This is a genomic window from Buttiauxella sp. 3AFRM03 (assembly GCF_003675305.1).
In the GTDB taxonomy this organism is placed as follows: Bacteria; Pseudomonadota; Gammaproteobacteria; order Enterobacterales; family Enterobacteriaceae; genus Buttiauxella; species Buttiauxella ferragutiae.
The window spans coordinates 4,113,369-4,126,092 of record NZ_CP033076.1 but is presented as its reverse complement, the minus strand read 5'-3'; the positions used below and the strand labels follow the sequence as shown (position 1 = coordinate 4,126,092).

Below are 12,724 nucleotides of genomic sequence, written 5' to 3'. Positions count from 1 at the left end.
ACTATCTACTGGAGCATAATTGAGAGTAATCCAGTCTCAGGATAAAGTTATGAATAGCTTGTTTGATAAATTATCAAACAAGCTAATTCACAGTGTAGTTTGAGTATACCTTATATTTTTTCTGTTATTAGCGGTCGTGTATTCAATCCGGAGATCATCAGATAAACTCATCGTTTTTATCAAAGGGATTCTGATGGCTAAGGTTGATGTAAAATGTCCGTTTTGTAAGCAAACAGCCCCAGTAAAAAAACACGGACAGGGGAGTTCCGGACATCAACGTTATCGCTGCCAGGCGTGCTGTCGGAGCTTTCAACTTGAATATGAGTACCATGCCTGCCAACAGGGTATGAAGACTCAAATTATTGATCTTGCCATGAATAATGCCGGTATCCGCGACACCGCTCGGGCATTGAATATCAGCATTAATGCCGTTGTGCGTACACTAAAAAACTCTCACCGCAAAACGTAACCTTTCTTCCACTGGGTAATCTGCAAATTCAGCCCATTTACGAAGTGGATGAAATGTGGTCATTTGTCGGCAATAAAAAGAAGCAACGCTGGCTGTGGTACGCATGGGAACCTCGTCTCAAACGTATTATTGCCCATGCTTTTGGTCACCGGAGCAAGAAAACGCTTCGTCAGTTACTGGGGTTGCTGTCAGGTTTTAATGTGGCCTTCTGATGCACAGATAATTTCAGTGCTTATGACGTGTTACCGAATGAAAAACATATTACGGGTAAGCTTTACACGCAACGTATTGAGCGTGAAAACCTGAACCTTCGCAACAGATTGAAACGACTAAACCGCAAGACACTGGGGTACTCAAAATCGACAGAAATGCATGACAAGATCATTGGTACATTTATCGAGCGAGAACATTATGTATTGTAATGCAATTCACCATATTGAATACACGACCCAAAAAAGAAGATATTTTTCATGTTATTCCATTATGTGTTCTAAAAACTGTGGGTATATTTCAGTCCATCTAAAACGTGTCCAGTATATTCTTACGCTGGACTACCACCAACACATATCAATAACAAATACTCTGAAAAGCATGATACCTATAAATATTAGTAGGGTAATTCAGGCGGGCTGTTCACCCGCCGTAAGATTCTAACTAATATCACCGAGTGAGCGCCCAGCTTCGACTAAATCCCCCGTTGTCGCCTGCTGTTTCAGGGTTCCACTGCGATGTGCGACGACCTGAACTTCCATTTTCATCGCTTCCATTACCGCAATCACTTCCCCTTGCTGCACCGTTTTGCCCTCTTCTGCCAGCCAACTATGGAGCACACCGGAGATCGGTGCTTCAACTGCCGCGTCGTTTACCGGCTCGTTCACTGGCGGGTGCGCTTGACCTGGCTGAGACAATGCCGCACCGCTAAACAGGCTCGCAGGTAAGCCCAGTTGCACGCGACGGCCATCAAGTTCAATCCAGGTGCGGGTTAAAGTTTCATTGGCCTTGGGCGTCTGACGCGGTGCAAATTCAATGCGCCCGGCAAAATCAGTTTCAATCCAGCGAGTATGCACCTTGAAGCCTTCGGTGAAATCAGCGTCATCCATCACCGCACGGTGGAATGGCAACACTGAGGCTACACCGTCGATTTCAAACTCACGCAGGGCGCGACGTGCACGGGCAATGGCCTGTTCACGGCTGCTGCCCGTGACAATGAGTTTTGCCATCAGCGAGTCATAATTGCCTGGGACGGTTGAGCCCGCATTAACGCCAGTGTCGAGGCGAATACCAGGCCCGCCTGGTGCGCGGAATACCGTGATATTGCCAGGTGTCGGTAAATAGCCTTTGCCAGCATCTTCAGCGTTAATTCGGAATTCGAACGAGTGTCCACGCGGGACTGGGGTTTCCAGAATACTGAGCGGTAAACCTTCCGCAATGCGCAGTTGTTCCACGACAATATCAAGGCCGGTAGTTTCTTCGGTGACCGGATGTTCTACCTGCAAACGGGTGTTCACTTCGAGGAACGAAAGCGTACCGTCGCGGCTTAATAAAAACTCCACGGTACCAGCGCCAACGTAGCCCGCATGGGCGCAAATATCGTGGGCGGCACTGTGGATTTGCAGGCGCTGGGCATCGCTAATAAACGGTGCGGGCGCTTCTTCCACCAGTTTCTGGTTACGGCGCTGGAGCGAGCAATCACGCGTGCCAAGCACCACCACATTGCCGTGTTTATCCGCGATAACTTGAGCTTCAATATGGCGTGGACGGTCGAGATATTGTTCGACATAACATTCTGCACGGCCAAATGCCGTTAGCGCTTCGCGTGTTGCGGAATGATAAAGTTCAGCCACTTCTTCCAGTTTCCAGGCCACTTTCAGGCCGCGCCCACCACCGCCAAAGGCAGCTTTAATCGCTACCGGCAAACCGTGCGTGGCAGCAAAATCGAGCACTTCTCCCGCGCCATTCACCGGATCTGTAGTGCCTTTGACCAGCGGAGCTCCCACTTCCATGGCGATTTTACGCGCCTGCACTTTATCGCCGAGTTTCTCGATAGTGTCCGGCTGCGGACCAATCCAGATAAGCCCCGCCTCCTGTACGGCGCGAGCAAACTCGGCACGTTCAGACAAAAAACCGTAGCCAGGATGCACCATTGTTGCACCGCTGCGCTTTGCAACCTCCACCAGCGCTGCAATGTTTAAGTAGGTGTCTGCTGAACTAGTGCCTGGTAGCGCCCAGGCTTCATCAGCCATTTGCACGTGTAGCGCGTTGGCATCCGGGTCAGCGTACACCGCCACCGCCTGCGCACCGTAATCACGGCAGGCACGAATGATGCGAACGGCAATCTCGCCACGGTTGGCGATCAGAACTTTATGCGGCGAGGTGGTCACGGGCATTACTCCCTGTTATTTCGATAAACGGTTGGATAATGTTAAAGCGAATGGCAGCGCCGGGCGGAATTTGCCCTGCCAAATCAAGATGATATTCTGCCACCGCAGCAATCACCGGATAGCCACCGGTCAATGGGTGGTCGTGCAAAAACAGCACCGGTTGCCCGCTGGCAGGAACCTGAATCGAGCCGCTACAAGTGCCTTCACTCGGCAGCTCCTGGTGCTGACGGCGCTCCAGTTGTTGCTCACCTGCGAGGCGCAAACCGATGCGGTTAGACTGTGGCGTGACCAGCCAGTCCTGCGCGGTTAAACGAGCGAGTGCATCGGCGGTGAACCAGTCGGTGCGCGGGCCTGCGACAATATCCAGCGTAACTATTTCACCCACCGCAGGAAGGGCAGATTGTGGAAGTTCATCCAGCAAAACGGCGTTACAGTGCGAATGTGCGCCAGTCTGTAAAATGTCACCAACAGCAATCGCGGCTGGCCCTAACTGCGCCAGGCTGTCACGCGCGGCACTGCCAAGAATTTGTTCGACCACAAACCCGCTGCGCACCGCCAGATAACTGCGTAACCCGCGAACTGGCGTACCAACGTGAATTTCATCTCCGGCGGCTAAATTGAGTGGGCAATAACTTTCCACGCGATAACGCTCGCCGTCCGCCGTTTTCAGGGTCAACGGGCATGGCGCACCGGTCAGGGTAATCACCACATCGCCATTTGCCCGGGCGCGGAAACCACCGTGTGTGATTTCGAGGCAAGGTGAATCACTCGGGTTGCCAACAATACGATTTGCGGTGTGCAGCGCTGTTTTATCCATCGCGCCGGATTCCGATAAACCCAGCGCCGCTTTGCCGCTGCGGCCATTGTCCTGCCACAAGGTTTGCAGGCCTGTCGCCAGCACGGTCAGCGTTGGTGCGTCACTCGCGGGGGCAATTTGTGGCGCAACAACGGCAGGCAGAGAAACCATTTTCTTACCTGCGGCGCCATCCACAAACTGCACCTGGCTACCCGGCAACAGCAGTGCGGGCTGCGCGCGCGTTAAGTCCCACATTTGCAGGTCAGTCTGGCCGATAAGCTGCCAACCGCCGGGGCTAGCTTGTGGATAGATACCGCTAAATTCCCCAGCCAGCGCCACGGAACCTGCGGGAATGCGGGTGCGAGGTGTGCTGCGACGCGGTGTTTGCCAGCCGCCAGTGTCAGACACCATATAGGCAAAACCTGGCGCAAAGCCGGTAAACGCCACGTTCCACAGTGATTCCTGATGGCGGCGGATGACTTCCTGCACCGCGATACCCATCAGTTCCGCTACTGCCGGAAGATCTTCGCCGTTGTAGTGCACAGGGATAGTCACCTGTTGACCGTGGCGGGCTTCCTTATGCTGCAAAGAACACTGCGAGATTTTGCCAGCAAGTTGCGCCATGCTGGTTTGCATCGGCTGATAGCGGATCAACAAGGTTCGAGCTGCCGGAATGATCTCCTCGATCCCCTTTTCCGGCGCGGCGCTGAGCGCATCGAACAACGCCAGTGTTTCATCAAGCGTATCCAGTTCGACCAGGAAGCTACTTAAGTTAACGGCTAAAAATCTCACTTCACGCTCCCTGCCAGGCGGCATCCGGTACATCAGTAATAAACATGTGTCCTGGCGCGTGACTGAGGGCAAATGGCACTCCCGATTTCATCACCGCAGCTTGCGGAGTCACGCCGCATGCCCAGAACACCGGGATTTCACCTGCTTCGATACGCACAGCATCACCAAAATCTGGACGTGAAATATCGCTAATACCCAACAGATGCGGCTCGCCGATGTGAACCGGCGCACCGTGCACTGCGGGAAAACGGCCGCTGATCATCACGGCGTCTGCCACCCTGTCTGCCGGGATCGGGCGCATGGAAACCACCAGTTCGCCCTGTAAACGCCCTGCGGGGCGGCAAAGGCGGTTAGTTTTGTACATCGGCACGTTGCAGTTATCGGTAATGTGGCGTACTTCAATACCCGCTTCACGCAGTGGCGTTTCAAAGGTAAAGCTGCAACCAATTAAGAAGGTGACCAGGTCAGGGTGCTTTTCCCAGACAGCGCGCGCGTCGGTGATTTCATCCGCCAGCTTACCCTGCTCCCAGACACGGTAACGCGGAATGTCGGTGCGCAAATCGGCACCTTCCGCCAGCACGGTCTGATGCCCGCCCGCTTCTATCACATCCAGCACCGGGCAGCTTTGTGGGTTGCGCTGGGCATAGAGCAGGAAATCAAACGCCCAGTCACGCGGCAGGCAAATCATGTTCGCCTGGGTCATGCCTGGCGCCATTCCGGCGGTAGGTTTATCAAAACCGTGACGAATCGCCTGGCGCGCTTCTCGTGCGGCGGCAATCGCCTGTTGGCTGGCTTTCATTAACTTATTCTGCATAGCTGCCGCTCCTTACGCCTGAGGAATAAACGAGCGGATAGCAATGCCCTGCGCTTCCAGCAAGGTGCGGATCTGGCTCGCCATAGCAATCGCGCCTGGGCTGTCGCCATGCACACATATAGAGTCGGCCTGAATCGGCGTGAATTTCCCTTCAATGGATTCAACACCACCTTCGGTAATCAGTTGCAGCATTCGTTGCGCCACAAGCTGTGCATCGTGCAGTACCGATCCCGCTTCGCGGCGCGAAACCAGCGTACCGTCGGCGTGGTAAGCACGGTCTGCAAACGCTTCGGCGATGGTTTTCAACCCTTTTTGCTGCGCCAGTTGCAGCACCGGAGAACCCGCCAGCCCAACCAGTGGCAACTGCGGGTCAACCGCCAGAATGCCGTCGATCACCGCCAGCGCCTGGCGTTCGTGATAAGCAATGGTGTTGTACAGCGCACCGTGCGGTTTGACGTAGCGCACTTGAGTGCCCGCAGCGCGTGCCAGCCCTTGCAGTGCGCCAATCTGGTAAATCACGTCGGCGGTGAGTTCGTCGCTGGCGATGTCCATGTTACGGCGGCCAAAGCCGACTAAATCCGGATAGGCAACATGCGCGCCGACCGTTACGCCCTGCGTTTTTGCCGCTTTCAGCGTTTCAAGAATGCCCGCCGGGGAACCGGCGTGGAAACCACAGGCGACGTTAGCGCTACTCACCACTTTGAGGATGGCGGCGTCGTCACCCATGGTCCACTGCCCGAAGCTTTCGCCTAAATCGCTATTGAGATCAATGGTCTTTAACATCTGCTTTTCCTCAGACAACTTTCAGGAAATCGAAAATAGCGCCAACGGAGAGTGCGCCCATGTACCAGGTCAGCACGCAGGTCACCAGACCCGTCCACAGCAACCAGCGCGGGTAGACATAACCCGACATTAAATCAGCACGTTTCCAGCCGACGTAGACAAAAATCGTCAGACCGATTGGCAAGATAAGCCCGTTGAAACCGCCCGCAAACACCAGCAACGCCGCCGGAGCTGTCCCCAGCAACACATACACCACTAATGAGACAGCAATAAAGATAATGGTCGCGATATTGCGCTGGCGTTCAGTCATTTTCTTATTAAAAACAGTCATAAAGCTGACTGAAGTGTAAGCCGCGCCAATCACGCTGGTGAGTGCCGCTGCCCAGAAGATAAAACCAAAGATGCGCACACCAAAGCTACCCACAGCGTGCTGGAAGGCTTGAGAAGCCGGGTTCGCCACCTGGCTGGAAATGTCTAACGTTACGCCGCTGGCGACTACGCCCAATACGGCGAGGAACAACACGTAACGCATCAACCCGACCACCAGAATCCCTTTGGTCGCCGCCGAAGAAACCGCTTCAATATTTTCGACACCGGTCATGCCTTTATCTAACAGGCGATGCGCACCCGCATACGAGATATATCCGCCCACGGTGCCGCCGACGATGGTGGTGATCATGGCGAAGTTCATCGTATCCGGAAACACGCTCTGGCGCAGCGCTTCGCCGACCGGCGGGGAAGAGACAAACGCGACATACAGCGTCAGGCCAATCATCACCAGGCCGAGGACAATAATCAGGCGGTCAATTGCGCTGCTGGCGCGCTGCGAGGAGAAGATGTAGATCGCCAGCAGTGCGCTGAGCAGCCCACCCCATTTTGGTGATATACCAAACATGGCATTCAGGCCCAGACCCGCACCGGCAATGTTACCGACGTTAAAGACCAGCCCACCGAATATCACCAGCACCGCCAGTAAGTAACCACTGCCAGGTAGCGCTTCGTTGGCAACGTCAGAGGCGCGCATCCGCGTAACAGTCACCACGCGCCAGATATTCTGTTGCACCACAAAATCGATGACGATCGAGGCCAGAATACCAAAGGCAAATGCCGCGCCCATGGTGGCGGTAAAAGTGGCCGTTTGCGTGATAAAACCAGGGCCAATCGCCGAGGTCGCCATCAGGAATATTGCCGCCAGCAGCGAGGAACGACGCTTCTGGACAAAGGATTTATTTTCGAGTTCTTGCGCTGCCATCTGACTCTCTCCGTTATTAGAATTATAACCCTGTCTGTTAAGCAATAAACAGACCATCGTTGAGGTAAAAGCAGAAATTGTTAATCAACTATTAAATTATTGTTGAACAATAAGCTAGTGAGTGTTGATTAATTAGACAAACAGAATCGAAAACCGGATGATAAAAAACCGACGCCGATCACTTTTTCCCGATCGGCGGCGTAAAGAAAGTGAGGTATTGCACCAGTGGAGTGCATAGAAATGCAGTTATGCGCTTTTATAGTGCATGGAATTGAAATAATCCCGCAGTCTCAATGCCTTGCCGCTACCAGGCTAATATGTGAAAATTGCCGCTCACCAGGTTACCGCAGAACAACATGAAGAAAGATGCCGCCACTCAAATGCTGAGCGAGAAAATCGCCGAGACTATCCGCCAGAAGATTATCGTTGGCGAACTCGCGTCCGGCGCGCGCCTTTCGGAAGCTGCCCTCAGCGAACAACTGGATATTTCGCGCAATACGCTGCGTGAAGTGTTCCGCATGCTGACCCAGGAAGGGTTGCTGCGTTACGAGCCTAATCGCGGGGTTTGTGTGGCAGTGCCGGATATGGCGGCAATTCTCGATATTTACCGTATTCGTCGGCTGATTGAGTGCGACGCCCTCACCCATGCCTATCCGCTGCATCCAGCCGTTGCCAAAATGGAAGCCGCTGTGCAAGAAGCGCGGGAGTACCGCCAGACCAGCGAATGGCGGCAGGTGGGGACGGCAAATATGAAGTTCCACACGGCGATTGTCGAATTGGCCGACAGCGAGCGCCTGACGCGCCTGTACCGCAATATCTCCGCAGAACTCCGGCTAGTATTCGGGCATCTTAACGATCCCGAAATTCTCTATGCCCCTTATATTGAGAAGAATGCCCACATCCTTGCGCTGCTGGTTGATGACCAAAATGAAAAAGCCGCCCGTACGCTCGCGGAGTACCTTGAGCTATCCGAGCGCACGGTACTGGCGGCCTGGGCCAGGCATCAACAATCATCCTGATCAATGGCTAACAATCACGTGCATTTTCCCATCCTTTAGTTTAGCATTTGCTTAATTAAGTAAGTGCTAAACTAAAACCATGAATCCCGAACTGCTAAAACTCCAGGCCAGCGCGAGCGATGCCGCAAAGCTACTCAAAGCAATGAGTAACGCCAATCGGCTGCTGATCCTCTGCATGTTGCTCGATTCCCCCGGCACCGGAGCAGGCGAGCTGGCTACGGCGACTGGGCTAAGTCCATCTGCCACTTCTCAGCATCTTGCCCGTATGCGCAATGAAGGGCTTATCGACAGTACCCGCGAGGCGCAGCGCATTCTTTATTTCATTAAAAGTGATGCCATTCGGGAGATCATTGGCACGCTTAAAGCCATTTATTGTCCGTGAGGAACAGCATGACTATCCAGACTATTTCCCCAAGCGATGCCAAAGCGCTGCTCACCAAAGGTGCGGCGTTGATTGATATCCGCGAGCGTGATGAATATGCGCGTGAGAATATTGCCGAGGCACATTTACTATCGCTTTCTGCCATCGAAAATGGCGATAGACTTGGCCCGTTTGACCCTTTCGATACGGTAATTTTTTATTGCCAGTCCGGCATGCGCACCACGCAAAATGCCCAGAAACTGGTTGATGCCGTGGCCCCCGCAAAAGTGCTGCTGCTGGAAGGGGGATTAACGGCCTGGAAGAAAGATGGCCAGCAAATTCTCGAAGATAAATCACAGCCGTTGCCGTTAATGCGCCAGGTGCAAATTGCCGCCGGAAGCCTGGTACTTGCGGGTGTGATTCTGGGGTTTGTTGTTCACCCAGGATTCTATTTACTGTCGGGTTTTGTCGGTGCGGGTTTGCTGTTTGCGGGTATCAGCGGTTTTTGCGGCATGGCACGCTTGCTGGCAGTAATGCCCTGGAATAAGCACTGAGTGAGTTCGGCTTTTTGTCCCGTTATTTTGGGCTATGGTTAACGGTATATACCCGTTAGCATTCGAGTTGCAGCCAGGCGGCCAGGGAGCTTATCCCGATGAGCTTACTTAAGTAAGTGATTTGGGTAAGTGAGTGCAGCCAACACCCCTGCAGCTTGAAGGATGACGGGTATACGTAATTCATTTCTCTCAATTGAATGAGGTTAATTATGTTCAAGGCAGGCGATTTGGTGCAACCCAAGAAAGGTGGCCCGAAGTATGAAGTGCTGGATGTTCAGGGCGATACTTTGTTCTGTACCCCGAGGAATATTTTGAGCGGCGAAAAGGTCACGCTAAAAGCAGAAGACGTGGTTTTGTATAAAGAAGACGACGATTTTGGCGTTTGCTAATGCCGCTATGATCAGGCGGGCTACAGTTCACCCGCCTGAAACCACATAATTACCCCGCCCCACTCATCGTTATATAAACAACCCCACAACAAAAATTCAGGCTCTGAATAGCCCGAAAAACCGCTGCGACTGACGAAAAATTAACCCAGTGATTTTTAAATGAAAATTAATAACGAAGCGACAAAATCATGAAACCCTGCCTTTTATGTGCCATTTAGCGGATTTTATTGACAAAACGCGATTAAATAAAAATTAATCACTAATTGTACGATTTCAACCAGCGATATAATCTAGTCAAATCAAAATAAGCCACGCATTAGCACTGCCATCATGTCTACTTGGCAGTGTATATATCTAATTTTCATTAGGAGTCGGAAGAATGTTTTCTCCTGAGTCACGCCTGCGTCATGCAGTCGCAGATACTTTTGCGATGGTAGTGTATTGCTCGGTTGTGAACATGATGATAGAGATTTTTCTCTCCGGCATGAGCTTTGAGCAGTCGCTCTCATCAAGGCTGGTCGCCATCCCGGTGAATATCCTGATTGCCTGGCCCTACGGTTTATATCGCGATGCTTTCATGCGTTTGACTAAACGTTATAGCAAAGCTAACTGGGCGAAAAATCTTGCTGATGTGCTGGCTTATGTGACTTTCCAGTCACCGGTTTACGTCGCCATTTTGTGGTCGGTCGGTGCTGACTGGACCCAGATAGCTGCAGCAGTCAGTTCTAACATTGTGGTGTCGATGTTTATGGGTGCCGCGTATGGCTACTTTTTGGATTATTGCCGTCGCTTATTCCGCATCAGCGGTTACCGGAATGCAAAAGCTGGGGCTTGAGGTTAGCGTTGCGCCGTGACGCGCAACAACACCGGTTTCGATTAATGCTCGCCAAACAAACCAGACAAATAACGTTCCAGCGCAATGCGTGAACTAAAACCGTGCGGAATGCCGTAATGCTGATGAGTTTCGCCAGCAAGGTAGAGTGGAAAATGCTGGTAGTGATCGCAAGTTTTAACATCCGTGGCAGGGTCCGCCAGTGTCTGGCTTCGTTCTTTTAAGGTTGGGTGAATAATCAACGCAGTTCGCCCCATACGCGCTTCGCGATTCACATAAACGTAATTTTCACCACGGCGATATCCGTATGTTTTTGGTGTGACAACATCCATGGTAAAACCGACTTTTTCAAGAACGCGGGCCACCTCATCGGGTCGTAAATACATAATTTGTCCTCATCATCTTCTATTGCAGCGCAACATTACAATATCCAGCATTACTAGCGCTTTCAGATTAGTCCATAAAGACCGCAAAAGCGCGTGACCTGTCTCATGACTAAAAATTATGGTCTACACTGAGAAGTACATCGCAACAAGGGAGAAACTAATGTTTAACCGTGTAAATCGAAATGATGTAGACGAAGGTGTTGATGATATTAACCGTGACGTGAACCAACTGGCCGACACGCTGGAAGAGGTTCTTAAATCGTTCGGTAGCGATGTTAAAGAAGAAGGGGAAGCCGCCCGCAAAAAAGCGGAATCTCTGCTCAAAGAGACACGAGCTCGCCTTCATGGTCGCACCCGTGTGAAACAAGCCGCCTGTGATGCGGTAGGTTGTGCCGATACTTATGTGCGCGACAAACCATGGCAAAGCGTGGGTATTAGCGCCGCCGTAGGTATTTTCATCGGGGCTTTATTAGCGTCCCGTCGTTAGCCACAAAAGTGTAGTGATAACAAATATGCGTCTGACCCCGGTTCTGCCGGGGTCTTTACTTTCTTGTGGGGTGATAAGCCAGTTATGTCGGATGACGCTAACGCTTATCCGACCTACGGTTCGATTTTGACTTTGTAGGGTGGATAAGCATTAGTGTATGACCGGTCACATAGGTTACAGATCAGACCGGCCACATAGGTAACACATTCTGCCTAATCTATCCGGATGATACTTTGCTTACGTCTGTCGTAGTAAGCAAGGTCCATCTGGTTAAATATTATCGCTTCAAGCCCGTCGCTACGCTCTTCCAGCATCACATATTCCCCTCTCAGCGCCTGATTCAGGAACAACCGTTTGCCGATGTAGATGTCACCTTTGGTTCGCACCCTGTAAAGCCGTGCCCCTTCCGGATAGCTCACCTCCGGCGTTTTTCCATCCCATCGCCTCGGTGACGGTACCCAGATACCGCCCGGCGTCAGGCCGCCCAGCGCTTCGTGCGGCCGCTCCTGATTAAACTCCCGGCGATAACTGTCGAACCAGGCCTGTTGTGCTTCGAGCGAAGCCCTCCGGTTACCGAAGCTCAGGCTGTGTTTCAGGGAGCGGTGCATGCGCTCATGGCGACCGTTCTCTTCAGGATGACCCTTACGGATGCGTTCCGGCCGGATACCGAGCTTAATCAGCCAGACTGCGAGGCGACTCAGCCCGGCGATACCGGTGCCGGCAAAAGGCTGACCGTTATCGGTTTTCAGTACCTCCGGCAGGCCGTATTCAAGGAACGCCCGCTCCAGGCAGCCCCGGACAAAGGACTCGCTTTCCCGGAACGTTCCCTCGCAGGACAGCAGATACCGGCTGTGGTTATCGGTCAGGGTGAAGGGGTGACAGTACTGCTGGCTGAGCAGGCGGAACTTGCCCTTGAAGTCGGCACTCCAGACCTGATTGACCTCGCTGATGGTCGTCAGTGGCTGCCGGTTTCCGGGCGTACGGCGACGATGAGTGCGGGGGATGACAAGCCCCTCACGCTTCAGGATATCGCCGATAGTGCTGGCGGCTGGCACATCAAACGGCACCTGGTGATTAATCAGCCAGGCGCGGATTTTTTTAGGTCCCCAGTCGGGGTGTTTTACGCGAACATCGATAAGCTGCTGAACAATCCCGGGCGGCAGGCGTTCAGGATGTGTGAGCCGGGTACGGGGCTGGTCAAAAAGAGAGGCCGGGTCATCAGGGTTAAAGCGCTGCAGCCATTTATAGCCAGTTTTGCGGCTGATGCCGAAGCGGCGGCACAGAGTGGAGAAAGGCTCCGTGCCAGTCTGGCTGGCACGGATGAAATCAAGACGTTGCATGGGTCGGGTCTCAGTCCAGGGCATAGTGAGTCTCCTCTGCTATACCGTTTATAACTGTTACCCATGTGT

The 12,724-nt window shown here is 52.7% G+C and carries 13 protein-coding genes and 1 pseudogene; 7 read left to right on the top strand and 7 right to left on the bottom strand.

The window, feature by feature from the left end; translation table 11 throughout:
* Positions 1-193 precede the first annotated feature (193 nt).
* Positions 194-891: pseudogene (locus D8682_RS20725) on the top strand (IS1 family transposase).
* A 228-nt stretch (positions 892-1,119) separates the two neighbouring features.
* Here the strand turns inward: D8682_RS20725 and D8682_RS20720 are convergent.
* Genes D8682_RS20720 through D8682_RS20700 form a run of 5 tightly spaced genes read right to left on the bottom strand, consistent with a single transcriptional unit; the run spans position 1,120 to position 7,287 of the window.
* The gene (locus tag D8682_RS20720) at positions 1,120-2,850 is read right to left on the bottom strand and encodes a biotin carboxylase N-terminal domain-containing protein (RefSeq protein ID WP_238392784.1); all 1,731 of its coding nucleotides are present in this window, start codon (positions 2,848-2,850) and stop codon (positions 1,120-1,122) included.
* Positions 2,831-4,438 carry a 5-oxoprolinase/urea amidolyase family protein gene (locus D8682_RS20715; RefSeq protein WP_121815035.1) on the bottom strand — a complete coding sequence of 536 codons (1,608 nt, stop codon included), beginning with the start codon at positions 4,436-4,438 and terminating at the stop codon, positions 2,831-2,833. Before D8682_RS20715 ends, D8682_RS20720 begins: the two co-directional genes overlap by 20 nt.
* Position 4,439: 1 nt before the next feature.
* Entirely contained in the window at positions 4,440-5,252 is an 813-nt protein-coding gene (locus D8682_RS20710; protein ID WP_232887281.1) for a putative hydro-lyase, read from the bottom strand.
* A 12-nt stretch (positions 5,253-5,264) separates the two neighbouring features.
* On the bottom strand, positions 5,265-6,035 hold the full coding sequence (locus D8682_RS20705) for a LamB/YcsF family protein (RefSeq protein ID WP_121815034.1): 771 nt from the start codon (positions 6,033-6,035) through the stop codon (positions 5,265-5,267).
* 10 nt (positions 6,036-6,045) lie between these two features.
* The gene (locus D8682_RS20700; RefSeq protein WP_064544015.1) at positions 6,046-7,287 is read right to left on the bottom strand and encodes an NRAMP family divalent metal transporter; all 1,242 of its coding nucleotides are present in this window, start codon (positions 7,285-7,287) and stop codon (positions 6,046-6,048) included.
* A gap of 356 nt (positions 7,288-7,643) precedes the next feature.
* On the opposite strand from D8682_RS20700, the gene D8682_RS20695 reads away from it, so the two are divergent.
* From D8682_RS20695 to alaE, 5 genes are all read left to right on the top strand, one after another.
* On the top strand, positions 7,644-8,306 hold the full coding sequence (locus tag D8682_RS20695) for a GntR family transcriptional regulator (RefSeq protein WP_064544012.1): 663 nt from the start codon (positions 7,644-7,646) through the stop codon (positions 8,304-8,306).
* Positions 8,307-8,385: 79 nt separating this feature from the next.
* A complete protein-coding gene (locus tag D8682_RS20690; RefSeq protein WP_064544010.1) occupies positions 8,386-8,688 on the top strand; it encodes a helix-turn-helix transcriptional regulator in 303 nt (100 codons plus the stop codon).
* Positions 8,689-8,696: 8 nt separating this feature from the next.
* Positions 8,697-9,221, top strand: a complete 525-nt coding sequence (locus tag D8682_RS20685) for a rhodanese family protein (RefSeq protein WP_064544008.1) — start codon at positions 8,697-8,699, stop codon at positions 9,219-9,221.
* Positions 9,222-9,430: 209 nt separating this feature from the next.
* Entirely contained in the window at positions 9,431-9,610 is a 180-nt protein-coding gene (locus D8682_RS20680; RefSeq protein ID WP_064544059.1) for a hypothetical protein, read from the top strand.
* A gap of 379 nt (positions 9,611-9,989) precedes the next feature.
* The gene (gene alaE / locus D8682_RS20675; RefSeq protein ID WP_064544006.1) at positions 9,990-10,445 is read left to right on the top strand and encodes an L-alanine exporter AlaE; all 456 of its coding nucleotides are present in this window, start codon (positions 9,990-9,992) and stop codon (positions 10,443-10,445) included.
* A gap of 41 nt (positions 10,446-10,486) precedes the next feature.
* Here the strand turns inward: alaE and D8682_RS20670 are convergent, their stop codons facing one another.
* Positions 10,487-10,828 carry a DUF2002 family protein gene (locus D8682_RS20670; RefSeq protein ID WP_121815033.1) on the bottom strand — a complete coding sequence of 114 codons (342 nt, stop codon included), beginning with the start codon at positions 10,826-10,828 and terminating at the stop codon, positions 10,487-10,489.
* Positions 10,829-10,988: 160 nt separating this feature from the next.
* Between D8682_RS20670 and D8682_RS20665 the strand changes: the two genes are divergently transcribed.
* A complete protein-coding gene (locus tag D8682_RS20665; RefSeq protein ID WP_034457412.1) occupies positions 10,989-11,315 on the top strand; it encodes a DUF883 domain-containing protein in 327 nt (108 codons plus the stop codon).
* A 212-nt stretch (positions 11,316-11,527) separates the two neighbouring features.
* Here the strand turns inward: D8682_RS20665 and D8682_RS20660 are convergent, their stop codons facing one another.
* Positions 11,528-12,679, bottom strand: a complete 1,152-nt coding sequence (locus tag D8682_RS20660; protein WP_121815032.1) for an integrase core domain-containing protein — start codon at positions 12,677-12,679, stop codon at positions 11,528-11,530.
* Positions 12,680-12,724: the final 45 nt, after the last annotated feature.

Excerpts from the sequence above, each read along its gene's own strand:
- D8682_RS20670 (WP_121815033.1), bottom strand. The coding sequence starts at position 10,828 with ATGTATTTACGACCCGATGAGGTGGCCCGCGTTCTTGAAAAAGTCGGT.
- D8682_RS20710 (WP_232887281.1), bottom strand. The coding sequence starts at position 5,252 with ATGCAGAATAAGTTAATGAAAGCCAGCCAACAGGCGATTGCCGCCGCA.
- D8682_RS20705 (WP_121815034.1), bottom strand. The coding sequence starts at position 6,035 with ATGTTAAAGACCATTGATCTCAATAGCGATTTAGGCGAAAGCTTCGGG.
- D8682_RS20665 (WP_034457412.1), top strand. The coding sequence starts at position 10,989 with ATGTTTAACCGTGTAAATCGAAATGATGTAGACGAAGGTGTTGATGAT.
- D8682_RS20700 (WP_064544015.1), bottom strand. The coding sequence starts at position 7,287 with ATGGCAGCGCAAGAACTCGAAAATAAATCCTTTGTCCAGAAGCGTCGT.
- D8682_RS20695 (WP_064544012.1), top strand. The coding sequence starts at position 7,644 with ATGAAGAAAGATGCCGCCACTCAAATGCTGAGCGAGAAAATCGCCGAG.
- D8682_RS20680 (WP_064544059.1), top strand. The coding sequence starts at position 9,431 with ATGTTCAAGGCAGGCGATTTGGTGCAACCCAAGAAAGGTGGCCCGAAG.
- D8682_RS20660 (WP_121815032.1), bottom strand. The coding sequence starts at position 12,679 with ATGCCCTGGACTGAGACCCGACCCATGCAACGTCTTGATTTCATCCGT.
- D8682_RS20685 (WP_064544008.1), top strand. The coding sequence starts at position 8,697 with ATGACTATCCAGACTATTTCCCCAAGCGATGCCAAAGCGCTGCTCACC.
- alaE (WP_064544006.1), top strand. The coding sequence starts at position 9,990 with ATGTTTTCTCCTGAGTCACGCCTGCGTCATGCAGTCGCAGATACTTTT.
- D8682_RS20690 (WP_064544010.1), top strand. The coding sequence starts at position 8,386 with ATGAATCCCGAACTGCTAAAACTCCAGGCCAGCGCGAGCGATGCCGCA.